Genomic DNA, 24,230 nt, shown 5'->3' on the forward strand with positions numbered 1-24,230 from the left:
TTTTATAGGTCTTTATATATAGGTTCTGCACTTTTTAACTTTTCTATTTTTTCCTCTTTTCCGTCGTCCGCATTAATGAACATTTGATACGTGTCTTTCCCGATCGTCCCGAGCATTTCGTAGCAAAGCACTTCCTGACCGAGCTCATTCGTGATCAGCGCCTGCCGCGTCTCCCGGACTTCAACATTTTTATTCAGCTTCGCTTTCGCTTCATCAGCTGACAAAGCGGGAGCCGGAATCGTTCTCGTGCGGTGCGCCGCCAGGTAATCACGCGCGGAAAAACCGACGACTTCACCATCATCCAGCGCCACTTTCATTCGGATGGCTTCCGGATAAATGCGGACATTTTTCTCCACGGGGATAAAAGAAAAGACGCCGATGTTATTATATTGCGCGCTTTCATCAATTTCGAGGCCTTTTGTTTCATATCCATTTTTCTTTAAAAACGCGACGGCCCGGTTAGATGCTTCATTGAGGCTGATCTTTTGTTTCTTCACGGCCCGTTTTTGAATCAAATAAACCGGATGTCCGCCTTTTTGGGTAATATCCATATAGATAAAAGACTTGTTGTCGGCGTCTTTCATGCGGATGCTGTATACGTCCCGATTCGTCTTCCTGCCGCTTTTGACCACTTTAATTGAATAATTATGATCAGGCGCAAACCGTTGCGCGATTTTGACCGCTTCTTTTTCCGTAATTTGTTTTCCTTTCAGATGCGTAAAACCTTTTCGTTCTGTATTTGCGCTTGTAAACGTAGGGCTGGTACTGTCTTCAGAAAAAGCGCCTACATTTTTTTCGACTGTTTTAAAGCTGTCGACGATCGTATTATCGCTTTGTTTTTTGTCAGAGGCGAGCGCCATCTCAACATCCATCCACCGTAAATTTTTGCTCATGACGAGATGCTGAACGCTGCGGAGCTGGTTTTGAATGTTCTCCGCCTGTTTGTACAGGCTGTTCAGTGTTGTATATTCTTTCTTATCAAGCGGTTTTTGATCTAAATCCCGGACGGATGTTTTATAGCTGAAATCTCCTATGTTGGATAAAAACTCCTCCGTCTTATTAAAAGGCATGAGAGTCAGCGGCAGCTGGCTCACATTGTTATGAGCTTCAGATGTTATTCTCCATACATCAATGAGCGCCGGAGACAGAGATTTTTTACTGTTCATCGCAAGCGTCGTCCCGATTTTGTCGTGAAGCTGATCTACATGGTACGTCAATTCATGAAAAGCCCTCTGATAATTATTTTCCGCATGCAGAAGGACCGCATCTTTTTCCTGATGCTCTTTATATCCCCAATATCCGGTTGCGGCGATCACGACACCGAGAACAGCGATAATAATTCCTCTAATCATGTTAACACCTCATTTTGCGTACTTTTACTCACAGAAAATGTGTTTTCCGATTCTTTTTATCTGCGGACGTCCCCAAATCCATTTGCTTGTCGCCGTATCAGGATTGAAATAATAAATCGCGTTTTCAGAAGGATCCCAGCCGTTGATCGCATCAAGAACCGCTTCTTTTGCTCTTTCATTCGGCTGCATGTATATTTGGCCGTCAGCAACGGCGGTAAACGCGAGCGGTTCGAAAATGACGCCGGCCACCGTATTCGGAAATAACGGGCTTTTAATACGGTTTAAAATAACCGCGGCGATGGCAACCTGTCCTTCAAACGGCTCACCGCGTGCTTCCCCGTACACAGCCTGCGCCAAAAGATTGATGTCGTTGTTTGAAAAACCGCCAGGCATATTGGCCGCTGTCGTATTTTGCTTTTGATTTGACTGACCGCCTGTATTGTTTTGCGGCTTTTGAGCAGGCTTATTCGTTCCCGCCGGTTTCTGCTTTCCGGCTCTCGGTTTTGTTTGGTTTTCCAATGGGACGTTGCCATAATGAGTGAACGTATTCCCTTTTTGGATCTGCTCCATTACATATTCACGATAATATTTTGATTTAGAAATCAGCACCTGTTTGGTTTTCGCGCCGACGAGGCCGTCAACCGGCTTCATGCCGAATTTCTCCTGAAAATTCCTCACGGCCCAGTATGTGGTCCAGCCGTAAACACCATCGATTTTCCCGTTATAAAATCCGTTATATTGAAGACGGGCCTGCAATTCTATAACATCATCACCCGTCGCGCCTCTTTGAATCACTTGATTTGAAAACGCATGAACCGTTTCATGATGATCGAATAAAGCGGCGGCGAAAGAAAATAGAATGAGACATGCCATAAAGGCTCCTTTGCACTTCATCTCTTCAAGCCTCCTACTGCAAAATTTAAAGTGTACCCGTATTGTCTGTCACGAGGTTATTTTTATGCACGTTTCCTTCTTATCCCCTGTCAAGGCATAAAAAAGAAACCGCACGCGACGCGCGGTTTCTTCACACTTGGATCATATTGACGGAGCGTGCTTTTTTTGCCTTTCGCAGCCCGAACCACCATAAAAACAGCATAAACGGCAGCATATAATATACCCAATGATTGAGGGCGGTAAGAATAAAATCGTAAGAACCGTGCAGACATGAAGGCACAGCCAGCGAAATCACAAGCCATTTGACACGGGCTTTTTTCTGCGAAAAGCGGGCTTTTCCGAGATAAAATCCCATAATCACTCCGATCAGCGCGTGGCAGGAGACCGGCAGAAGCGCCCTTATGAAAGCATGCTCAACGCCGTGACCGAATAGATACAGAATATTTTCAAGCGTGGCAAATCCTAAAGACACACTGGCCCCGTAAACGATTCCATCATAATGCTCATCAAAATGAGCATGCGGATACACACTGATCATCAGAACGAACCATTTCACCGATTCTTCCAAAAATCCCGAAGACAAAAACGAAACGAAAAAGCTTCCTCCCCCCACATGCTCTTTTTCAAGAACATATTGGATAAACATGGTCGGAAACACAAGGACAACCCCGAGAAAAAAAGACCTCAGCACCATATGTACGGGTTCATTGTCATACTGATCTTTTAAATAAAAATAGCTTAACAGCGCAATGCCGGGAGCAATTCCTGCAGAGATGATTGCAAACATCAGGCAACCTCTTTCCTTTATATTCCTATATCTATCGTACCATGTTGTTCATATTTTTACATCTTTCAATTTTTTAAAAAAAGAGCATATGAATGATCATATGCTCTCTCTACCCAGCCGTTTTGATATTTCGTTTGCAATCAAGCCGCCGTGAAAACGGCCGTTCTCGATAAAAATTTCGTTGGCGTTATTTCCAGCCGCAATGACTCCGGCGATAAAAACACCGTCAACATTTGTTTCCATCGTTTCTTCCCGGAAAAACGGCCGGCCTGATTCCGCATCAATCCGCACACCGATTTTTTCGAGGAAACCGTGATCGGGATGGTATCCCGTCATGGCAAATACGAAATCGTTTTTCAGCCGGACCGTCTCATTTCGGCCGGAGCGGAAAATGATTTCATCTTCCGTCACTTCTTCAAGACAAGCGCCGAATTCCATCCGGATTGTGCCGTTTCTGACGAGGGCCTCAAACTCAGGCAGAATCCACGGCTTGATGCTCGGGGAGTACTCATGTCCTCTGTAGAGCACCGTGACGCGCGCCCCGGACTTCACGAGTTCCAAAGCCGCGTCCACACTTGAGTTTTTCCCGCCGATCACAGCAACATCTTTATCAAAATAAGGATGGCCTTCTTTAAAGTAATGAAATACCTTAGGAAGCCCTTCACCCGGTATGTTCATATAATTCGGATGATCATAATATCCTGTCGCAATGATACAAAACGGAGTGAGGTAGCGGTCTTTTGATGTTTCTACAAGAAAACGGCCGTCTTCCTGTTTCGTTACGCGCTCCACTGTTTCAAAGGCGTTTACGCGCAGCTCTTTTCTTCTGACAACCTCTCTGTAGTAAGAGAGAGCCTGTATTCGGACCGGTTTTCTGTTTTCCGTAATAAAGGCGACATCGCCGATCTCCAATTTTTCACTTGAACTGAAAAAAGTTTGATGGGTCGGATAGTTATAAATGCTGTTTACGACATTCCCTTTTTCGATCACAAGCGCGTTCACGCCAATTTGCTTCAGATGTATAGCCGCCGATAATCCGCAAGGACCTCCGCCTATTATAATTGCTTTTTCTTCTGTCATGTCCTTCAACTCCTGCGATTGGCATTTCCATCATAAGTTTCCACTCATATAAAAAATCTCCTATATTATCATAGGAGATTTTTTTTGTTTATGCAAACGATTGGTTTATATCCAGCCTCTGAAACGCGAAGCCTCAGCCATTTTCCGCACGCCGACCATGTAAGCCGCAAGCCTCATGTCAATCCGGCGGTTTTGGGACATTTCATAAATATTATTAAACGATTTTATCATCATATTTTCCAGTTTTTCCTCGACTTCTTCTTCACTCCAGTAGAAGCCCTGGTTGTTTTGAACCCATTCGAAATAAGAAACCGTTACACCGCCGGCGCTCGCCAGAACATCGGGAACCAGCAGCGTTCCTTTGTCTGTCAGGATTTTCGTTCCTTCCAGTGTCGTCGGTCCGTTTGCCGCTTCTACAACGATTTTCGCTTTGATGCGGTCAGCGTTTTCTTCTGTAATTTGGTTTTCGATCGCCGCCGGGACAAGTATATCACAGTCCAGCTCAAGCAGCTCCTGATTCGTAATGGTGTCATTGAAAAGTTTCGTCACCGTTCCAAAGCTGTCTCTGCGGTCAAGCAGATAATCAATATCAAGACCGTCCGGATCGTAAAGGCCTCCGTACGCGTCAGAAATTCCGACAACTTTCGCGCCGGCGTCATGCATAAACTTGGCCAGATAGCTGCCCGCATTTCCGAAACCTTGTACGACGACGCGCGCGTTCTGAATATCGAGACCTTTTTTCTTGGCCGCTTCTTTTATGCAGATGGTGACGCCTTTTGCCGTCGCTGATTCCCTGCCGTGGGACCCGCCGAGTACAAGCGGTTTTCCCGTAATAAAGCCGGGTGAGTTAAATTCATCAATTCTTGAATATTCATCCATCATCCAAGCCATAATCTGTGAGTTTGTAAATACGTCAGGTGCCGGGACGTCTTTAGTCGGTCCGACAATCTGACTGATTGCTCTGACATATCCCCTGCTCAGCCTTTCAAGCTCTCTGAATGACATATTTCTCGGATCACAAACAATTCCGCCTTTACCACCGCCATAAGGAAGATCAATAATTCCGCATTTTAAACTCATCCAGATGGAAAGTGCTTTCACCTCTTTTTCAGTTACATTCGGGTGAAAACGAATACCGCCTTTTGTCGGACCTACGGAATCATTGTGCTGCGCACGATAGCCTGTAAATATTTTCACAGACCCGTCATCCATCCGAACAGGAATTTTAACCGTTAATAATCTGAGCGGCTCTTTCAGCAGTTCATACACTTCTTCTGGATACCCCAATTTTTCCAGAGCTTTATGTATTACGGTTTGGGTTGATTTTAATACATCATGTTTGTCTTCTTCATTATGACCGGTGAATCGATCGGCTGCCATTTGAGTTAACCTCCTAAAATCTTCTGTTTCTCTCATGCTCCCTTTCAGTGACTAGTATACACCTTCAATATCTCCGTGCATAGAAGAAAGACAATGATTTTTCCATTATTTCGCTTAAAAAAAGACGGCCGCTGAAAACAGCTGCCGTTTCAAATCTTTTTTATGAAAAATGTTTCTGGATGGTCTCCACAGCATTGCCGTCCATGATGAGTTTTCCGTACTCATGGAGCCTGTAAATCGTAATCGTCGCCGGGTGTCCGTATTCAGCCAGCACCGCGATGACGCCTTCGGCGGAACGGGAGCCGAGGTCTTCAAGGCTTACATAGTATTGGTTCTCATAGTGGTAGACGGTGCCGCCGGTAATCCCGATTCGGTGAAGGCTTCCGGCAAGCTGAATGATATCTTCAAACGAATGAAACTGATAAATAATATCCGGGCTTTCGTCAAGTTTGACCTGCATCTCGATATAATCATCGTCATATTCGTCATCTTCTGCGTCCGCGTCATGATTTTTCGTTACAATCACAACCATGCCTTGTGCCTGAAGAGAATATACTTCCACCGCGATCGGACCATTCGCTTCAAAGCCGAGCTCTGTATTTGCTTCATTCATCATATCTTTAAATAACTGGTGGACTTTAAACGAGTCCTTCCAGAGGTCTTCTTTTGTCAGTCCCCGATCAGTCAGATCGTCGAGGGTTAAAAAGATTTTAATCTTATTATAGTTCAGACGCTCAAGCCGCATAATGTTCCCTCCTGCCTCTTCTTGCACACAAATCATATAACACAGTATATGAATAAATGAGTCATAGGTTCTTAATTTGTTATCAGTTTACACCGTGTACAGCGGGAAGACAAGCAGAATGCCGTTTTTTATCACCGCGGCCGGGTTTGTTTCAGGAAGACGGCTCATCCGGTCCGCACAGCGTAATCATATGCGTCTCCGGTTTCGCCCCGAGCCTCAGCGGAACTTTTGTCGTCCCGTAGCCGTTGCTGATCAGGTAATGCGCTTTTTTTACCGTTCCCGTCCCGCCCAATTCGTACGGCCCGAACCGGCCGAAACGGATTTGGCCGCCATGCGTATGGCCGCTGAACACAGCGTCAATCCCGTCTGACTCCCTCATCTGCTCATGGATGTCGGGGTTATGGCAAAGCAGGAGGTTTACTTTGTCAGCATCCGTATATCTGATTGCAGAATCGTAATCATCCATCATCATCCTGATATCATCCACGCCGCAGATCGTAACGGTTTCCCCTTTATAAGCAAACTGAACCGATTCATTTCTCAGCGGGATCATTTTATATGCCCGTAAAAGTGAGAGCAGTTTTTGCTGGCTGACCTCGTAATCATTATTTCCCCACACATACATGACAGGCGCGAGAGCCGTCAGACGTTTGATGTTTTCTTCAATTCTGGCGTAAGGAACTCCGCCCTCCGCCAAATCACCGCCGAGCAAAACGGCATCCGGCTTATAACCTGCCGCTTCGCGGAGAAGCTTTTCATCAATTAAACGGCGGTGCACGTCAGATATAAAAAAGATGGTGAGCGGCTTCATCCCCTTCATTTTATCAAGCGTAAATGTATGTGTTTTCAGATGGCTGCCGTTTGCCGTTTTGTACATAACGGCCGCCATAACCGCAGCCGCTCCCACCAATGAGCCGAGAATTCCCGCTGTAAGCTTCATAAACGCACTCTCCATTCTGTCATTGTCTTACATTAGACGGACAAACAAAAAAAGACGTTTCTATCCTTTCCGGAAAACGCCTCATTTTATTTGCTTTCAAAATAAAGATTGATATCATATCGATGTTTCATCAAGTGAAAAACAGATTCTCTCGCCCTCCATTTTTCAGGCTGGGGCCATAAATCCGTGCTTTTTTGGATAATTTCACATCTCAGTTTATGAAATTCACCCTCAGCTTTTTCTTCCTTTTTTTTAAAATAATAAGAAGTGCAATACGCAAAAGCGGAAGCCATAATCCAGCACAAGTAAACCGTATGGCCTAATATTTCCTGCAGAATCAGCTGCGGAGAGGCTTGGGGGGCATTAAAGCTTTTAAACATCAGCAGTATGCACATCAGGGAAAAACAAACGAGGGACGCCCACTGCCATCTTCGGCATTGTGCGGCATAATTTTCGTATTTTAATTTCCGTTTCACCAGCGCCTGAAGCATTTGTTTCGTCGGTCCGTCAGCAAATCGGTCTAATTGCTTCCATAAAGAATCCATGCGCTTCACACCTTGTCCGTTTTCATTGGTACACTATATGAAAAACGCGGTGAAAACATGCATTTATTTTAATCAGACAGCGGAATGTTCAGAACCTGGCCGGTGTACACGTCGTTTCCGTTTAATCCGTTGTAGCTGCGGATTTTTTCTTCGCCCGCCCGGCTTTTATAATATTTCATTGAAATGCGGTAAAGTGTTTCTTTCGGCTGTACAGTATGCTGTACGGTCCGCACATTTTTCGGGACAGTCCCGGCTTGATCACTCGCGGCAGCCGGAGCCGCTTTTTCACGGACAGCCGGCGGAGACTGCTGTTTTGTCTCCGCGTATTCGGTGTCTGTCGGCTTTACTTGTTTTTCTGAGGGCGTTTCCGTTTTTTCAGGTGTTTTTTCACTTGGTTTTTCTTTCGTTTTTTCAGGTGCAGCCGCTTCTTTCTTATCTTTGTCGTCAGACTTTTTTTTCGGTTGTTCTAAAAGAGCGGTTTCTGACGTTTCTTTCTGAGCGCCTTTCGGAATAACGGCAGGCGCGCTTTCACTGTGGTCTATGAAGACATCTTCATAGTCCTTCGGGTCAAATCTGCTGCTGTTCGTCATATAAAGAAGACCGAAAAAGACACCGATTGTTACGATAATGAACAGGACGGTCAGAAAAGTGAACAGCGGCGTTTTTGTTTTGGTTTTTTCCTTCACCTGCTCTTCCTTTTTTTTACGCTCCTCTTTTACAGATTGTCTTGTCGGGAGGCTGTCTTCAAGATATTCAATTTGTTCATCCGCGGCCGCGTCAACCTGCTGCTCGGCACGCAGCTGAGCTTTTCTTCTTTCAACTCTTGACATTTCCGTCATGCAAACCCCTCCTAACATATTGAAAACGGATCTGACAGGCAAATACCGCATCAATAATAAAATGCGCTGTAACCGGAACGAATAAATTGCCGGTCCATTCATAGATAAGCCCCAGCAAAAGACTGATGCCCGCAACCATCATAAACAGAAGCCACTTCGCCAAGTATCTGAAATGAAGCACGGTAAAAATGAAGCTGGCGGCCCATAAGCCGATATGTGTCTGCAGAACGCCTCTGAACAAAATCTCTTCGCTGAACGAAATGAGAAGCGTCAAAAACAAAATGTGTAAAACCGGCCTGTTCTTAAAAAGCAATACATTAATGCCGCCGTCATCATATAAATGCGAAGGACACCATTTCATCACCGCAAGATCGGCAATAATGACAAGGACAGCAAGAGTTACACCGTACCATATGATATTATCGTCACGTATATGCCACAGCTTTAAAAAATCGTGAATGTCGGTAAAAAAGAAAAAGCCGATAACAGCTGAAACCGCCAATATGAGCAATTGGGTGGCATACAGCTGCATCACAATCTCCCGGTCTGAGAGCTGCCGGATCAATTCGCTTTGCCGTCTCAGCTGAACTCACCCGCAGACTCTGAACCGAAAATCCGGCCTAATTCCAACTTCCAATCTTCAAACCGTTCCATGTTTTTACGTTCTCCTTTTTGCTCGTACGGAGCCAGATCAAGTCCGCAGCTGCTGCAGCATTGTCCGGTTTGACCTTCAGGCTCATACGATTCATCAAAATAAGACAGCAGCGCTTCTCTTATACATTCTTTCCGCTCTAATAACGCCGAAAAACGATTCATTTTACGCAGCTTCTTTTCCACGCGGTATGTCAGTTCTTCCTGCAGCTGCTCTTTTGTTGTTTTTCCTTGCAGATACAGATGGACGGCCGTTCTCGCCTGTGTTTCCTGGACGCCCTTGTTGATCAGAACGTCCCGAAGCTTTCGCTCATCACCCGTACCGGCATCCCGTATGACGGCCAGAATGCCTTCCAGGTCATAATCAGACAGGCTTTCTGTCTGAATAATCTGCTGCTGAAGCTCGGTATCGCCGGGCGTCCTCAGCAAAATACTGACACTCGGGCTGCCGTCGCGTCCCGCTCTGCCGATTTCCTGCATAAAGGCCTCAGCCGTTTGGGGAGGATAAAAGTGAATGACAAAGCGGATATCTGACTTATCCACACCCATGCCGAACGCATTGGTACAGCAGATGCAATCAAGCTGGTTATGGATAAATTGCTGCTGGATCAAGATTCTGTCCCCTGTATCCATTCCGCCGTGATAATAATCCGTCCGCTTTCCCGTTTTTTCATTCAGCTCAGCCGCAAGCTCTTCCGCCCATTTCCTGGTCGGACAATATATGATACCCGGGCCTTCAAGCTTTTCGGCAAGCTCCGTGAGCCTGCTTATTTTCTCGGCATTATCCGCCAAATGTTCTGCCGCCAGGAGAATATTCGGCCGGTTGACTGAATAAAGATGACGCACCGCATGCTCAAGTCCGAGCACATCCGTCACGTCTCTGAGTGTTTCTTTTGTCGCTGTCGCGGTCAGCGCCAATACAGGCGGCTTTCCGAGTGCCTGCCTGAAAGGCCCAAGCTTCGAGTAATCAGGCCTGAAATCATGTCCCCATTCTGATATGCAATGAGCCTCATCAATAACAAATAAACTGACCGGAACGTTTTTCAAACGGTTCAGTACATAAGGTGAAGAAAGGGCTTCAGGAGACATATAGAGAAATTTATACCTGCTGATGTTGCTGAGAATAAAATGCCGCTCTGCGGAATTCAGCATGCTGTTTAATGCAGCAACCCGCTTTTCTCCTTTCGCTTTCAGCTGCTGCACCTGATCTTCCATTAATGATAGAAGCGGCGAAATAATCAGCACCAGCCCGTCCATCATGTAACCCGGGAGCTGATAGCATAATGATTTTCCCCCGCCGGTCGGAAGCATGGCGATCGTATCTTTTTTTTGGAGCACGCTAGTCATAATCTCTTCCTGCCCCTTTTTAAAGGAATGCAAACCAAAATACCTGGATAAAGCTTTATGCAGCTCAGTCATGCTGATTCACCGTCTTTGCCAGCGCCAGCCTGATCTGAAAATAGCTGAAGCGCATCTGCATTCCTTCGCGAATCCGTTTAATTTTATTCGTTTGATGCTGTTTTGCAAATGCCGTTATCATACGCTGTTCCTCTTCAGAAAGATACTGTTCTATAAAAAATGCAGGCTGATGCAATGATATTTCTACGATATGATCTTCGATTGTGGCGGTTTTTAAATTTCTGACCGCGGCGATCCGTTCAATCGGAAACCCTTTTTCCAACAGCTCAAAGGTTTTTCTGGCAGACTGTGTCAGCGCACTTTCCGCCTGCAGATCGGACAACAGCTCGCGCAGAGCGGGATATGCACATTGCGGAAGCGATTGAATAACATAATGTACCGCTCCCCAAAACTGGACGGACACATACCATTCATCTTCGTTCAGCTGGAGAGCGAGCTGCTTATTCGTTTTGCCGATTCTGTTGAATGAAGTTAAAGAATAGACAAAAATAAGCGCCTGCCGTTCACTTACGCCTTGCAGAAGCTGAAACAGCGCGTCATGCATTTGGACGGAAAGCTCTTTAGCATCTCTGTTTTTCCGCATGAACCGTTTGACCCATCTCAGCGTCTGTACATCGTTGGTAACCGGGATATATTGACTGCATTGATGCTCTTTGTTTGACAGGACTTGAATGAGCAGGGAAAGCCGCCTCCACAGGGTGACGGCAGGCGTTTGATAATTCGCGCCGTGGCAGTGCTTCGGCCAAGGTCGCTCGGCAAACGCCCGTTCAAGCCTTTGAACGCCGCGCGCAGTCACTTTCCACGTTCCCTCTTCTTTTCCGGCTGTGATGTATGAGCTCTCGGTGAGTTTATGCAAAGAAGCCGCAATATCGCCGCGTTCACACTGTGAAGCCATGCCGAAAAATTTAGCGATCTGAAATAAGCCGGCATCCTGAATGGTTTGAGACGACTTTTTTCCTTTTAATAAATGAAACACAGCACTCGGAGTCCGTTCGCCGTCTATTTTGTCCAGACAGTCGAGAACCACGGTATCAAAGTAGTTTATCGCCAATCTAAACACACCTACATTTCTTCTGTGACAAGTTTCGTTTTTTGGTTCTTTTTATTTTAACAGATTTTCATATGAATTTGACGTTTAAAGTCATCTTTTAGGGGGAAGTGCTAAAGAGAATCCCTTATGTGATAAGCATTCTCAATCATTTTTCTGTTGAAATTTGACACTAACATCATTACAATAAGTAAGAGGAATAGGTGTTATATTTAAAAATATATAAGGTAAACCATTTGTTCCAACACGAACAATCTGGGAGGTTTTATTCATGGCAAAGTACACAATTGTAGATAAAGATACGTGTATTGCATGCGGCGCCTGCGGAGCTGCGGCACCAGACATTTATGATTATGATGATGAAGGCATTGCGTTCGTTACGCTTGACGAAAATAAAGGCGTCGTCGAAGTTCCGGAAGTTCTGGAAGAAGATATGATTGACGCATTTGAAGGATGCCCTACTGATTCAATCAAAGTTGCGGATGAACCGTTCGAAGGCGACCCGCTGAAATACGAATAAAAAAGCCCTCCCCGTGAGAGGAGCTTTTTCGTCCTGAATAAGACTCCGGCTGTTATCGGCCGGAGTCTTATTTTTTGCCGATCAGCACAAACAAAAAAGCGTCCGGCTGTTTTCACAGAGCGGACGCTTTCAATCTTTATTGTGTTTGGATGCTGCGTTTTTGTTCAATCCAAGGTTTCAGCTTCGTAAAGATGAACGTAAAGACGATGGTGATGATAATGCCTTTTACAATGTTAAACGGCAGAATTCCTGCGACAACCGCCGTTTTTAACTGGCTGTTTGACAGTGCCGGTGAATGTAAAAACCAAGTATACGCGGGCAGGATAAGAATATAGTTCAAAATACTCATCAACACGGTCATCGCCGCGGTTCCGGCCAGCAGGCTCACCGCAAGACCTTTTGCAGAATTGAGCTTTTTAAACATAAACGCCGTCGGCAGAATAAACAGCGTTCCCGCGATAAAATTGGCTGCCTGCCCGACAGGTACGCCTGCCATGCTTCCTTGAATGATATACTGCAGAATATTTTTAATCGCTTCAACCGCAATCCCCGCCGCAGGCCCGTAAACCAAAATGGCGATAATTGCAGGAACGTCACTGAAATCAATTTTCAAATAATCCGGCAGACCCGGAAACGGGAAATTTAACAGCATAAGCACAAAAGCAATACTGCTAAGCATACTGATGACAACTAATTTTTTTACTTTCACAATGCTCTCTCCTTTTCGATCAAATCTCTCGAAAAGAGGAAAGGTTCTTTTGCGCCCCAATAAAAAAACCGCTTTTGTTAAAAAGCGGGAGCTTACTAAGGCTTGGCAAAGAAGCGTTTGATATAAGCATCAAAACGTCTGCTGAACCTCCATCTTCTCCCATCCAGACTATACTGTCGGCTCCGGAATCTCACCGGATCCTGCCGCCGAAGCAGCTCGCGGGCTTAGAGCATGATGCTCATCACCGCCGGTAGGGAATTTCACCCTGCCCCGAAGATTGATCTTATGAATTTATTCACATTATATATGATCAAATTGCAATTGTATAGAGAACTGCTCAAATTTAAATAAAATATTGGGGAAGCCCAATTTAAGCTGATTCAACGGTTTCCTTTTCTCCTTTACTGCGTCAATACACATTGACACTCTATTGAGAATATGATAAATTATCAGATATTTAGTCAGCTAAACTAGGAGGAAATCTAACAATGTTTCGAGTTTTGGTCTCAGATAAGATGAGCAATGACGGCTTAAAGCCGCTGATGGAATCAGACTTTATAGAAATTGTTCAAAAAAACGTCGCGGATGCAGAAGATGAATTACATACTTTTGATGCCCTGTTAGTCCGCAGTGCCACGAAAGTAACCGAAGAATTGTTTAAAAAAATGACCTCTTTAAAAATCGTCGGCAGAGCCGGTGTCGGCGTAGACAACATCGACATTGATGAGGCCACAAAACATGGGGTTATCGTGATAAACGCGCCGAATGGAAACACCATTTCAACGGCAGAGCATACATTCGCGATGATTTCTTCATTAATGAGACACATTCCGCAAGCCAATATCTCAGTAAAATCTAGAGAATGGAACCGGACGGCTTTTGTCGGGGCGGAGCTCTACGGAAAGACTTTAGGCATTGTCGGTCTGGGCCGGATCGGAAGCGAGATTGCCCAGCGCGCCAGAGCGTTCGGTATGACGGTTCATGTATTCGATCCTTTCTTAACCGAAGAGAGAGCCGGCAAAATCGGCGTAAACAGCCGGACATTCGAAGAAGTGCTTGAAAGCGCGGATATCATTACCGTCCACACGCCTTTAACAAAGGAAACAAAAGGACTGCTTAACAGAGAAACCATTGCCAAAACGAAAAAAGGCGTCCGTCTTATCAACTGCGCAAGAGGCGGTATTATTGATGAAGCGGCGCTTTTGGAAGCGCTGGAAAGCGGCCATGTCGCAGGCGCTGCCCTTGACGTGTTTGAAGTGGAACCGCCAGTTGAATCAAAGCTTCCCGACCATCCGCTGGTGATCGCCACACCTCACTTAGGCGCTTCAACGAAAGAAGCACAGCTGAATGTCGCGGCACAGGTTTCTGAAGAAGTGCTGCAGTTTGCAAAAGGTCTGCCTGTCATGTCAGCGATCAACCTCCCTGCGATGACAAAAGATGAATTCAAAAAAATCCAGCCTTATCACCAAATTGCTGATAAAATCGGAAGTCTCGTATCACAATGTATGAAGGAACCCGTCAAAGATGTTGCGATTCAATATGAAGGCACCATCGCCAAACTTGAAACATCATTTATTACAAAAAGCCTGCTGTCCGGTTTCTTAAAACCGCGTGTAGACTCAACGGTCAATGAAGTGAACGCCGGCGGTGTAGCAAAAGAACGCGGAATCAGCTTCAGCGAGAAGATTTCCTCCAATGAATCAGGATATGATAACTGCATCAGCGTAAAAGTAACCGGAGACCGGAGCACATTTACGTTAACGGCTACGTATATCCCTCACTTCGGTGAACGAATCGTTGAACTGAACGGCTTTAATATTGACTTAAATCCTGCCGGCCACCTCGTTTATATCCAGCACCAGGATACGACTGGTGTAATCGGACGCGTCGGACGCATCCTCGGCGATAACGATATCAATATCGCTACCATGCAGGTAGGCCGTAAAGAAAAAGGCGGAGAAGCCATTATGATGCTTTCTTTTGATAAACATTTAGATGATAAAGTCGTCAATGAGCTGACTTCAATTCAGGATATTGTTTCCGTTAAACTGATTGACCTTCCGTAACCAACAAAAAACCCAAAACATTCATATGTTTTGGGTTTTTTTACGTTTAATGGCTTGGAAGCGGATTAGGCGCGGCAGGCACAGCGATAGGTTTTGTCACATCATAATTACCGATTTTCTTTGTATGCGCATGTGTGAACAGCACCTCAGAATAACCGAATTCCTTCGCAGTTAACAGAAGCCCTTCGATCATTAAAATCCCTTCCAGCGAATCTTCAACCGTATGTTTTTCGGACAATTGAATCCGCAGCTGCTCACCGTCTTCCCTTTCCGATACCGATGCAATCGCATCTGCTTCTATAATGCTCGCGGTCTGTGAGCCTCCGTCTGTTGTCTTCATCCCGTCAATAGCCTGATATACTGAATAATAGGTTTGTTCAGACGGGATGAGATACTCTTGTCCCAGACTGTCGCTGTAAGAAAAATACGCCCGGTTTGTCTGTTTATGTACGGACATCTCAGCGGAAATGCCGTAAGATTTATAAAAATCCTGTCCGGCTCCGTTTTGAACCTTTTTCAATTTAATCCGCTCGTAAGGACTCCATGTCAAAGTCTCTTTCAGCATCTTTTTCAATAAGTCAGCATCGGCAACTGATTCGATAGAGAACCGTCCGTTTACCTGCACAAGCAAGTCCTTCTTATCCGCCGTTACCTGCACACCGTCCAAAAGGTTCGGCACAGACAGGAAGGATTCGGGCACTTCTAGGTTTTCCGCTTCGGATAAAGCCTCTGAAACCGATTCATCCGGCTTCTTTTTTTCAAAACTGACCGGAATGACGGCAGATGTTTCTGAATCGGCAAATGCCAAGGTAATGTAATTGTTTTTGTTTTGGTTTGAGACGACGAACGTCTTCTGATCCGGCGGCTTGACAGAAGCTGACTGACTGGCTTTTTCAGTCTGGCGGCTGTCAGCGGTAAGATCACCGGAAGATTTGTTTGTCATCAGGTGAGGAGATATAATCAGAGCGATGCACAATGCGCAGACGCCGGCTGCGGCGGGGCCGATCCAGCTTCGGGCCGGTTTTTTCCTGTACGGTTTACCTGTTTCAATATTCCGGTAAATGGCCTCGGGTGAACGATGATCTCTAACCGCCGGAAGTTGTCTTAACAACTCCTCTACTCTTTCTTCGTTCCAATATGACTTCATCATCCATTAGCTCCTCCCTCAAAAGCTCCATCTGTTTCCGAAGTATTTTGAGCCCTCTGTGTTGGGTCGTTTTGACTTTGCTTTCCGAGAAGCGGAGAGCGGCGGCTGTTTCCTGAATGGAATATCCCTGAATAAATCTCAAGATAATAACAGCTCTTTGATCAATGGTGCAATGATCAAGCGCGGTATAAATTTCCCGGACGTTTTCATGCTGTACGGCGAGTTCGTCCGGAAGCAAATGCTGATCTCTGACATCTTGTGTATCCCAATCAAACGTACCCATAATACGCTGTCTGATCGTCTGCTGCTTGCGGAACCAGTCAATCGCCACATGGCGTGCGATGGATAACAGCCATGTTTTTTCACTGCTTCTTCCTTCAAATGTATGATAGGAATTCAAGACGCGGATATACACTTCCTGCGTCAAATCTTCAGCCTGCGACTTATCTTTTACCATATAAAATAAAAATTGATATAAATCTTGATGGTATGCATCATATAATATCTGAAAGGTTTCTTCCATGGGAAACCCCTCCGTTCACTTTTTTGTCGTAAAAATGCGTTGAAAAGTTACATTACAACTATATTACGAGAAACTGGAATTTGGAAGGGAATTTATATTAACATATTCTTAAATTTTTAAAGGAGAAACAAATAAAAAACACCCGCAGAACATGCGGGTGTTTCGTATGGAACAAGATTGTTCGTCAATTTCAGACGGCATCCTGCACTTTTGTCGGAATATAAAATGTAAACGTCGTCCCTTTGTCGATGCTGCTGTGAACCGCAATTGAGCCGCCGTGGGCTTCCACGATATTTTTTACGATGGCGAGTCCGAGTCCGGTCCCCGCCCTGCCTCTTGTTCTTGCTTTGTCCGCTTTATAAAAACGTTCAAAAATAAAAGGCAGGTCTTCTTCCGGTATTCCAGAGCCGGAATCTTTGATATCGATTTTCAGTCCGTCTTTTACGGTCTGAGCCGCGATATGAACGCTTCCGCCTGACTCCGTGTGGCGCAGCGCATTATCTATAAGGTTGGTAAACACCTGTTCCATTTTATCTTCGTCAAAGACACACTCCGGCTGAGACACCGAGATGTCTTCTGTGAGCGAAACGCCTTTTTCCTTCGCTACCCCGGAAAATTTGCGGGAGATCTTCTCCAGAAATTCATGCAGGTTTACCGTTTCATAGTGCAGGCCCGTATGTCCGGATTCCATTCTGGCCAAATCCAGCAAATCATTGACGAGCCGGCCCATGCGAAGAGATTCATCATAAATGATCTGCGCGATTTCTTTTTTCTCCTCTTCGGTGCTTGCAATGTCGTCCACTATTGCTTCACTGTATCCCTGCAGCATAGAAATCGGGGTTCTGAGCTCATGACTGACATTGGCAATGAAGTCTTCACGCAATTTATCGAGCCTGCGCTCTTCGGTCATATCACGGAGCACGGCCACGGCGCCGCGGACGTGTGATTCCGCATAAAGAGGCGACATCAATAAAACCCATGACCTTCCTTGAAGCGTCATTTCAATCATTTGCTCTTTTTCTGTGTTCACTGCATTTTGAAATAGCTCTTTTGCTTCAGGGGGAAGGTTGTCTCCTTCTTTAATGTTCATGTTCTGCTCATAATACCATGCCTGCAGAAAACGTTCGGCCGGCGGGTTGGTCACCAAAATGGTGCCGTCAATATTTATGGTGATGACTCCGTCTGCCATACTGCTTAAAATATTGGACAGCTGTTCTTTTTCCTGATTCAGCGCGTTAATATGAAAATTGAGCTGCCGTCCCATCTGATTAAAGGCAATGGCCAGTTCCCCGATTTCATCTTGGGTCAGAATCGGAATTTTTGTATCAAACTTTCCTTTCGCCAAGTCTTGGGCGCCTTCCCGCATTTTCCGAAGGGGATATGTCACCCTGCTGGATAAAAAGAACGCGAAAAACGTTGTCAAGACGATGGCAATGCCCGCCGCAAGAAAAATATAGCGTGTTGTATGTTTCGTCGTATCTTTGACGGCAAGCAGCGATTGGGATAAAAAGACCATGCCTTTTTTGCCGTCTTTTTCATACGGCACTCCGACGATCAGCCGTTCGTTATCCGAACCGGCATTGTTGGGCACCGCGCGTTTGCTTACTTTTTTGCGGTCTGTCAGCGCCTTGTGCAGATCCCGGTCATGTTTGATCTGCTCTAATGTAATAGAGGATAAATGATTATCGTCATTGGGCGAATACCAGACATGTTTATCATCCTGAATGATCGCGATGCTCGTTAAATTGTCCGCCAGTTCCCACGTGATGGATCTGGCAAGCGGCTGGTCTTCATGATTTTCTATTATGACCGCAATTTTATCGGCAAGCTGCGTTAAATCTTTTTCCGCTTCTTCAACGTGGTAATTTTCTATAAATTCCAGAAGCAGCACCGTTAAAATAAATAAAACAATTAACACGAGTGAAAGAATGGTAAACCAAAGCTTTCCTACTACGCTTTTCCAAAACTTCATTCAGCGCCTACCTCAAATTTGTATCCGACTCCCCATACGGTGACGATTTTTTTCGCCGCTCCCGGGGATACTTTATTTAATTTTTCACGGAGCCGTTTGACATGGGTGTCCACCGTTCTGAGGTCTCCGAAAAATTCATACTGCCACACTTCTTTTAAAAGCTTTTCCCTGTCGTACACTTTGTCCGGTGTTTTCGCCAGGAAGTACAGCAGTTCATATTCCTTCGGCGTCAGGCTCACCTCCGTGCCGTCCGCAGTCACCCTGTGAGCATCGTGATCAATGGATAGATGCGAAAAGACGAGCACATTTTTTGTCGGGGTATTGGCTGTCAGATAAGATGTTTGGGAAGCCCTTCTTAAAAGCGCCTTTACCCGAAGCACCACTTCTCTCGGGCTGAAAGGCTTGACGATATAATCGTCCGTACCCGCTTCAAACCCCTGGACGCGGTTGGCTTCTTCCCCTTTTGCCGTCAGCATGATAATCGGCGTCGCTTTTTTTTCTCTGAGCTGCCGGCATACTTCGATTCCGTCCGTTCCCGGCATCATTAAATCCAAGAGCACCAGATCATAATCTGATGCCAGCCCCATTTTAATGGCCTCGTCGCCGTTTTCCGCCTCTTCAATCACATAGTTTTCCCGTTCAAGGTACATTCTTAAAAGGCGTCGAATTCTGGCTTCATCATCTACTACTAATATTTTAGTTTCATTTGTTTGATCCATCGTTTTCCCCCTGCTTTCCTTCTGTTACTTTCATTTTAACAAACTGTGCGGCAGCTTGAGAACTGTATCGGCTTTTTGCATCTATGCGTACGAATGAAGTCCGGCAAGCACGAGATTCACAAAAATCAAGTTAAACATAATAATGGCGAAGCCGATGACGGCAAGCCACGCGGACTTTTCGCCATGCCAGCCTCTTGACAGCCGCAAGTGCAAATACGCTGCGTAAAATAAAAAGGTGATCAGCGCCCATACTTCCTTCGGGTCCCAGCCCCAAAAACGCGTCCATGCAAGCTGCGCCCAAATCATCGCAAACACAAGCGCGCCGAGTGTGAATACCGGAAAACCGATGGAAACAGCGCGGTAGCCGACTTCATCGACCAAGTCCAGATTCACATTTTTGACGAGCGGGCTGATAAGAGCGCTGATTCTCTTTCTGAATATCAGCCTGAGCGCACCGTATAAAACGAGACCTGCGCCAAACGACCAGATCACCGTATTGACCTTTCTGCCTGAAAAAATGGCCGGAAGCTCAATAAGCGGCTTCATTGCGCCTTCCGTAAGCAGTTCTCCCTCATGCGGGCCGACAAGCGCAGGCATATCATATATCATGACGCTTTTGGCTTCTTTTTTATCCACCCAATTAAATTCAGCTTTGTAGTCCGCCAGCCGGAATGCCGACGTGACGGCGATAAATGCCACGGTCGTCACGAGTATAAACATGATGACTTCAAGCCAGAACGTTTTTTTGCCCGGTCTGGATTGGTCGACATGCTTTAACAGGAAAATGACGCCGGCTACAAAACTGATCGCAAGAATCGCCTGCCCGAGCGCCGCCGTCGTGACGTGAATGTACAGCCAATTGCTCTGCAGTGACGGAATAAGCGGCGTGATGTCTGTCGGAAACATGCTTGCATATGCGATAAGCAAAAGCGCGATAGACAATGTGAACATGCCTAATGAAGGCAGTCTGTAAATAAAGTAAATAATAATAAAAGCGAGAACAAGCATCATGCCGAATGACGTCGTAAATTCAAACATATTGCTGACAGGCGCATGTCCGCTTGCCGACCATCTCGCAATGAAGTAGCCGAGATGACAAAGAAATCCGAAAATGGTTAACGTGATTCCGATAGCCGACCAGCGGCCCTTACCGTCCTTAGCACCTTTTGTTCCCCGGATGGCGCCGCCGAAAACCGGGACGGCAATTAAATAAATCAAAAAGGCAGCATAAAGAAAATTTGCGCTCAGCTCCGCCATGACACCACTCCTTTTTCACTAGGCCTGATTTTTGGCCAATTCTTTTTGATCGGCCGGCTCTTGAATCCCGGTCCCGCTAAGAACAAATTCGATATCCTTTTTCAGACCGAACCAGTTTTTGTTCGTATGTCCCGCCACAAGCACTTCATGATCACCTGTTTTGATCCAGATCCTTCTGTGCTGCCAGTACATTCCTTGAATGACGCCGATCATAAAGATCGCGCCGCCGACGGCAAGCACCCACAAGGTTAAGTCTTTTCTGACGGTGAGTCCTGTAATGTTTTTCGTTTCCACATGGTCGAATTTTAATTTGTACTTGTTACTTTCGGAACCTTCAACAGTCTGCTGAATCGCAACAAAACTTTTCTCCCCTTTCGGCTTGTCAGGAGCCGTGATTTTAAAGACAAAAGCCGGATTGTTAGGAACCTTCGTTTTCGTGCTCGGTTCTCCGTCCCTTTTAAAATAAAAATCAGGAAGATAACTGGCGATCTGCACTTTGTAACCGTTACCAAGATCATAGTCCGTGTCGGGATCAAGAAGATTGATCTTCAGTTTGCCGAATGACTGTTTTGTTTTTTGGTCGATCAGCTGAAATACCATCTGATCGAGCTGGTTTTCTTTATAGTCCACCTGATACACAGAATAGGAGTCAAAACGCAGCGGTTCATTGACGCGGATATTGTTTTCTTTGACTCTTTTAAGCTTCGGCTTTTCGCCGAATACAATGTCGCCTTCCCTCTTGTACAAAACCGCGTCCGTTGTGAAGGATTTGGCGACTTTGCCGTTTCCGGCTCTGTCAATGGCGTCGGCGAATACTTTTTTCTCAGTGTCTTTGTTATATGTCTGCATCGTGAACCGGTTGTTTTTTAAGTAATACTTGCCATCAGTGCCGGGGATCTGAGCGGTTTCGCCTTCACGGACCCAGAGCGTTTCATCGACATACATACCGGGTACAAATCTCAGCATGGCTCCGATCAGAAAAATGATCAGACCGATATGATTGACGTAGGGCCCCCACCTTGAAAAACGGCCTTTTTCCGCCAGAATGCTTCCCTCTTGTTCTCGCACTCTATAATGCTTTTTTTTCAATCGTGTTCTGATGCCATCAGCCGCATCCCCGTTCAGCTCGGTTTCTGTCCGGCTGTATAGACGCTGCCTCTTCAAAAAGATCGGATTCCGCCGAACTCCTTGATTTTTCAGCGCTCTGTACAAAGGAATCACCCGATCCAGGCTGCAGATGACCAGTGATATGCCAATGGATGCGATCAGGAGCATATACCACCATGAGCCGTACAGGTGATGAAATCCCAGCAGATAGTACAGTTGACCGATTATGCCATACTGCTGTTCATAATATGTATCCGGCTGGGCGCCCGGCGGCAGATAAGCTTCCTGCGGAAAAACCGTGCCGAAAGCAGACGCCGCCAGAGTAATGACGATCAGCCATATTCCGACTTTTACGGAAGAAAAGAAGTTCCATACCTTATCTACGATTGTTTTGTTATATGTTTGCGAACGCCTTGCGCTGCCGTCGTACCGCATATCCGCAAGCAGCGATTTTTGATCATCAAGCGGCTTCCCGCACGACTCGCATAAAACCGTCCCGGCTGGATTCACGTGCCCGCATTCACATTTGACCTTTTTCATGAAGACGCCTCCGGCTTAATTAAATTCATATAGTCATGAACCATGCGTTCTGTCATCGTGCCGGTCACCACTTTCACGACTTTTCCGTCGGGATTGATCAAAAATGTCGTCGGAATAGGTGATACGCCGTACGCGTCCAGCACTTGCCGGTCAGTATCGAGCGCAACCGGGAAATTGACGCCGTATGTTTTCATAAAATTATGTACTGCAATCTTTGATTCGCCGACATTTACCGCAACCACCTCGACACCGAGGTCTTTAAAATGCTTGTATTGATTCTCCATGTAGGGAAATTCCTGCTTGCACGGCTCACACCACGTTCCCCAGAAATTCAGAAAAACGCCTTTTCCTTTTAACTGACTCAGTTCTATGAGTCTGCCCTCTGTATCTTTCAGCGCGAAATTCGGGGCTTTGGACCCCTCAGATATACGCTCGCCGTTTGTGTATACGGCATTATAGATGGTATATCCGAGCGCGCAGAGTAAGATGAGAAGGATGCCGGTCCGAATGAATAAACGCCGCCGTTTTTTGTTCATTGTACACTGCTCCCCTCCCCTGCCTGCAAATCCATTCAATTATATCATCAACACGTTTTGTAATTTTTGAAGGTTATGTGAAAATTAGAAAGCGTTTTTACCGTGTTCAGCTAAAGCCCGCAGCCTTTTCACCTCATGCGGCGACAATTCTCTTGCGTCTCCTGTGCGCAGGCCTCTTAAATCTAAAAATGCGTATTCTTCACGTTTTAGTTTCAGCACGTCATGACCGATCGCCTCGAACATGCGGCGGACCTGTCTGTTCCGTCCTTCATGAATCGTCAGCTGAATGATGCTCGTCTGCTTTCTTTTGTCCAGGGAAAGCATTTTCGCTCTGGCCGGCGCCGTCTTGCCTTCTTCAAGCTGAATGCCGCGCTCAAGCTTTCTCAGAAGTTCCTTGGAAGGAATCCCCTTCACTTTGGCGACGTACGTCTTATCAATTTCGTATTTCGGATGCATGAGTTTGTTGGCAAACTCGCCGTCATTTGTCAGCAATAAAAGTCCGCTCGTATCATAATCAAGCCTGCCGATCGGATAAATGCGCTGCGGCACTTCTTTGAAGAAGTCGGTCACCACTTTCCGCCCTTTGTCGTCATCAGCTGCTGAGATCACTCCTCTCGGTTTATAAAGCAGAAAGTACACGGGTTCTTCCCGCTCCACCTTTAATCCGTTTACTTCAATCTGATCAGAACCGGTCACTTTTACGCCGAGCTCTGTTATTACTTTTCCATTCACCTTTACTTTTCCTTCTTTTATCAGCTCTTCCGCCTTTCTGCGTGATGCCACGCCGGCATGAGCAATAACTTTTTGCAGTCTTTCCATGTCGTTCACCTCAAGTATAATCTTACTTTTTTCCCCCTGAACAAACAAGCTTTTTCAAGGACGAGTTATTCTGATATATAAAAAGCGCCTGATTTCAGGCGCTTCCAAATAATAACGTAACTATGATGATTGATGCAACCACCCCGATCAAATCAGCAAGAAGACCAACCTTTAAAGCATCCCCCATTTTTTTGATGCCGACCGCCCCGAAATACACCGTCAGGACATACAGCGTCGTGTCAGTCGATCCCTGCATGACCGAAGCCAGCCTGCCGATAAATGAATCAGGCCCGTACACGGCGATCAGATCTGTCGTCATGCCGAGCGCCGCCGTCCCCGAAATCGGGCGGATCAGAGCAAGCGGCACGACTTCTGCGGGAATGCCGAGCGCTGTAAAGAAAGGCTTGCACAGCCCCATGACAAAATCCAGCGCGCCCGAGGCCCGGAATACGGTAATCGCCACCAGCATCCCAACCAAATAGGGAATGATGGAAAACGCAATCTCAATTCCTTCTTTTCCGCCTTCAACGAATGATTCATACGTCGGCACTTTTTTGATCGTGCCGTATATCAATATACCGGCGATAATAATCGGAATCATGGCTAAAGACAGCCAATTCACCATTTCCATTCGC

Annotated in this window: 24 protein-coding genes and 1 riboswitch; of the genes, 2 read left to right on the forward strand and 22 right to left on the reverse strand. The window is 45.9% G+C overall.

Going from position 1 to position 24,230, the window contains the following annotated elements; translation table 11 throughout:
• Positions 1-2: 2 nt before the first annotated feature.
• From ypeB to SB724_RS06315, 12 genes are all read right to left on the reverse strand, one after another.
• Positions 3-1,352 carry a germination protein YpeB gene (gene ypeB, locus SB724_RS06260; protein WP_285979295.1) on the reverse strand — a complete coding sequence of 450 codons (1,350 nt, stop codon included), beginning with the start codon at positions 1,350-1,352 and terminating at the stop codon, positions 3-5.
• 24 nt (positions 1,353-1,376) lie between these two features.
• Positions 1,377-2,246: a spore cortex-lytic enzyme gene (gene sleB / locus SB724_RS06265; protein ID WP_265971417.1), complete on the reverse strand. Its 870-nt coding sequence runs from the start codon at positions 2,244-2,246 to the stop codon at positions 1,377-1,379.
• A 130-nt stretch (positions 2,247-2,376) separates the two neighbouring features.
• Positions 2,377-3,033: a glutamic-type intramembrane protease PrsW gene (gene prsW / locus SB724_RS06270; RefSeq protein WP_003153415.1), complete on the reverse strand. Its 657-nt coding sequence runs from the start codon at positions 3,031-3,033 to the stop codon at positions 2,377-2,379.
• Positions 3,034-3,129: 96 nt separating this feature from the next.
• Positions 3,130-4,113, reverse strand: a complete 984-nt coding sequence (locus SB724_RS06275) for a YpdA family putative bacillithiol disulfide reductase (RefSeq protein ID WP_014418270.1) — start codon at positions 4,111-4,113, stop codon at positions 3,130-3,132.
• 105 nt (positions 4,114-4,218) lie between these two features.
• Positions 4,219-5,493 (reverse strand): NAD-specific glutamate dehydrogenase, encoded by a 1,275-nt coding sequence (gene gudB / locus SB724_RS06280; protein WP_003153413.1) that lies wholly within the window; start codon positions 5,491-5,493, stop codon positions 4,219-4,221.
• A 160-nt stretch (positions 5,494-5,653) separates the two neighbouring features.
• A complete protein-coding gene (locus SB724_RS06285; RefSeq protein ID WP_003153412.1) occupies positions 5,654-6,238 on the reverse strand; it encodes a genetic competence negative regulator in 585 nt (194 codons plus the stop codon).
• A 151-nt stretch (positions 6,239-6,389) separates the two neighbouring features.
• On the reverse strand, positions 6,390-7,178 hold the full coding sequence (locus tag SB724_RS06290; protein WP_410570460.1) for a metallophosphoesterase: 789 nt from the start codon (positions 7,176-7,178) through the stop codon (positions 6,390-6,392).
• Between the two features lie 86 nt (positions 7,179-7,264).
• Entirely contained in the window at positions 7,265-7,723 is a 459-nt protein-coding gene (locus tag SB724_RS06295) for a YpbF family protein (protein WP_007409443.1), read from the reverse strand.
• Positions 7,724-7,791: 68 nt separating this feature from the next.
• The gene (locus SB724_RS06300) at positions 7,792-8,562 is read right to left on the reverse strand and encodes a LysM peptidoglycan-binding domain-containing protein (RefSeq protein ID WP_410570462.1); all 771 of its coding nucleotides are present in this window, start codon (positions 8,560-8,562) and stop codon (positions 7,792-7,794) included.
• Positions 8,540-9,127, reverse strand: coding sequence for a CPBP family intramembrane glutamic endopeptidase (locus SB724_RS06305; protein WP_079891835.1), 588 nt, complete (start codon positions 9,125-9,127; stop codon positions 8,540-8,542). Before SB724_RS06305 ends, SB724_RS06300 begins: the two co-directional genes overlap by 23 nt.
• A gap of 14 nt (positions 9,128-9,141) precedes the next feature.
• A complete protein-coding gene (locus SB724_RS06310) occupies positions 9,142-10,632 on the reverse strand; it encodes a RecQ family ATP-dependent DNA helicase (RefSeq protein ID WP_410570465.1) in 1,491 nt (496 codons plus the stop codon).
• On the reverse strand, positions 10,625-11,683 hold the full coding sequence (locus SB724_RS06315; RefSeq protein WP_410570467.1) for a YpbB family protein: 1,059 nt from the start codon (positions 11,681-11,683) through the stop codon (positions 10,625-10,627). The genes SB724_RS06310 and SB724_RS06315 overlap by 8 nt, the downstream gene beginning before the upstream one ends.
• A 268-nt stretch (positions 11,684-11,951) precedes the next feature.
• Here SB724_RS06315 and SB724_RS06320 point away from each other — a divergent pair, with 268 nt between their 5' ends.
• Entirely contained in the window at positions 11,952-12,200 is a 249-nt protein-coding gene (locus SB724_RS06320; protein ID WP_003153403.1) for a ferredoxin, read from the forward strand.
• A 136-nt stretch (positions 12,201-12,336) separates the two neighbouring features.
• On the opposite strand, the gene fmnP is transcribed toward SB724_RS06320, so the two are convergent.
• Positions 12,337-12,909, reverse strand: a complete 573-nt coding sequence (gene fmnP / locus SB724_RS06325) for a riboflavin transporter FmnP (RefSeq protein WP_003153402.1) — start codon at positions 12,907-12,909, stop codon at positions 12,337-12,339.
• A 147-nt stretch (positions 12,910-13,056) separates the two neighbouring features.
• A riboswitch (FMN riboswitch) is annotated at positions 13,057-13,191 on the reverse strand.
• A 206-nt stretch (positions 13,192-13,397) separates the two neighbouring features.
• On the opposite strand from fmnP, the gene serA reads away from it, so the two are divergent.
• Entirely contained in the window at positions 13,398-14,975 is a 1,578-nt protein-coding gene (gene serA, locus SB724_RS06330; RefSeq protein WP_007409437.1) for a phosphoglycerate dehydrogenase, read from the forward strand.
• Positions 14,976-15,021: 46 nt separating this feature from the next.
• On the opposite strand, the gene SB724_RS06335 is transcribed toward serA, so the two are convergent.
• From SB724_RS06335 to spmB, 9 genes are all read right to left on the reverse strand, one after another.
• Entirely contained in the window at positions 15,022-16,122 is a 1,101-nt protein-coding gene (locus SB724_RS06335; RefSeq protein WP_459253377.1) for a sugar dehydratase, read from the reverse strand.
• Positions 16,061-16,645 (reverse strand): RNA polymerase sigma factor SigX, encoded by a 585-nt coding sequence (sigX, locus tag SB724_RS06340; protein ID WP_003153399.1) that lies wholly within the window; start codon positions 16,643-16,645, stop codon positions 16,061-16,063. Before sigX ends, SB724_RS06335 begins: the two co-directional genes overlap by 62 nt.
• A 190-nt stretch (positions 16,646-16,835) precedes the next feature.
• Complete coding sequence (locus tag SB724_RS06345) at positions 16,836-18,617, reverse strand: ATP-binding protein (protein WP_410570469.1); 1,782 nt, start codon at positions 18,615-18,617, stop codon at positions 16,836-16,838.
• Complete coding sequence (resD, locus tag SB724_RS06350; RefSeq protein WP_003153397.1) at positions 18,614-19,336, reverse strand: DNA-binding response regulator ResD; 723 nt, start codon at positions 19,334-19,336, stop codon at positions 18,614-18,616. Before resD ends, SB724_RS06345 begins: the two co-directional genes overlap by 4 nt.
• Before the next feature lie 81 nt (positions 19,337-19,417).
• Entirely contained in the window at positions 19,418-20,593 is a 1,176-nt protein-coding gene (gene ccsB / locus SB724_RS06355; RefSeq protein ID WP_007409434.1) for a c-type cytochrome biogenesis protein CcsB, read from the reverse strand.
• A gap of 18 nt (positions 20,594-20,611) precedes the next feature.
• Entirely contained in the window at positions 20,612-22,240 is a 1,629-nt protein-coding gene (gene resB, locus SB724_RS06360) for a cytochrome c biogenesis protein ResB (protein WP_410570471.1), read from the reverse strand.
• Complete coding sequence (gene resA, locus SB724_RS06365; protein ID WP_003153391.1) at positions 22,237-22,776, reverse strand: thiol-disulfide oxidoreductase ResA; 540 nt, start codon at positions 22,774-22,776, stop codon at positions 22,237-22,239. The genes resB and resA overlap by 4 nt, the downstream gene beginning before the upstream one ends.
• Before the next feature lie 84 nt (positions 22,777-22,860).
• Positions 22,861-23,595: a 23S rRNA pseudouridine(2605) synthase RluB gene (gene rluB, locus SB724_RS06370; RefSeq protein ID WP_007612296.1), complete on the reverse strand. Its 735-nt coding sequence runs from the start codon at positions 23,593-23,595 to the stop codon at positions 22,861-22,863.
• Between the two features lie 94 nt (positions 23,596-23,689).
• Positions 23,690-24,226: a spore maturation protein SpmB gene (gene spmB, locus SB724_RS06375; protein ID WP_003153387.1), complete on the reverse strand. Its 537-nt coding sequence runs from the start codon at positions 24,224-24,226 to the stop codon at positions 23,690-23,692.
• Positions 24,227-24,230: the final 4 nt, after the last annotated feature.

Source organism: Bacillus sp. SIMBA_031 (assembly GCF_046535225.1).
GTDB classification, from domain to species: domain Bacteria; phylum Bacillota; class Bacilli; order Bacillales; family Bacillaceae; genus Bacillus; species Bacillus velezensis.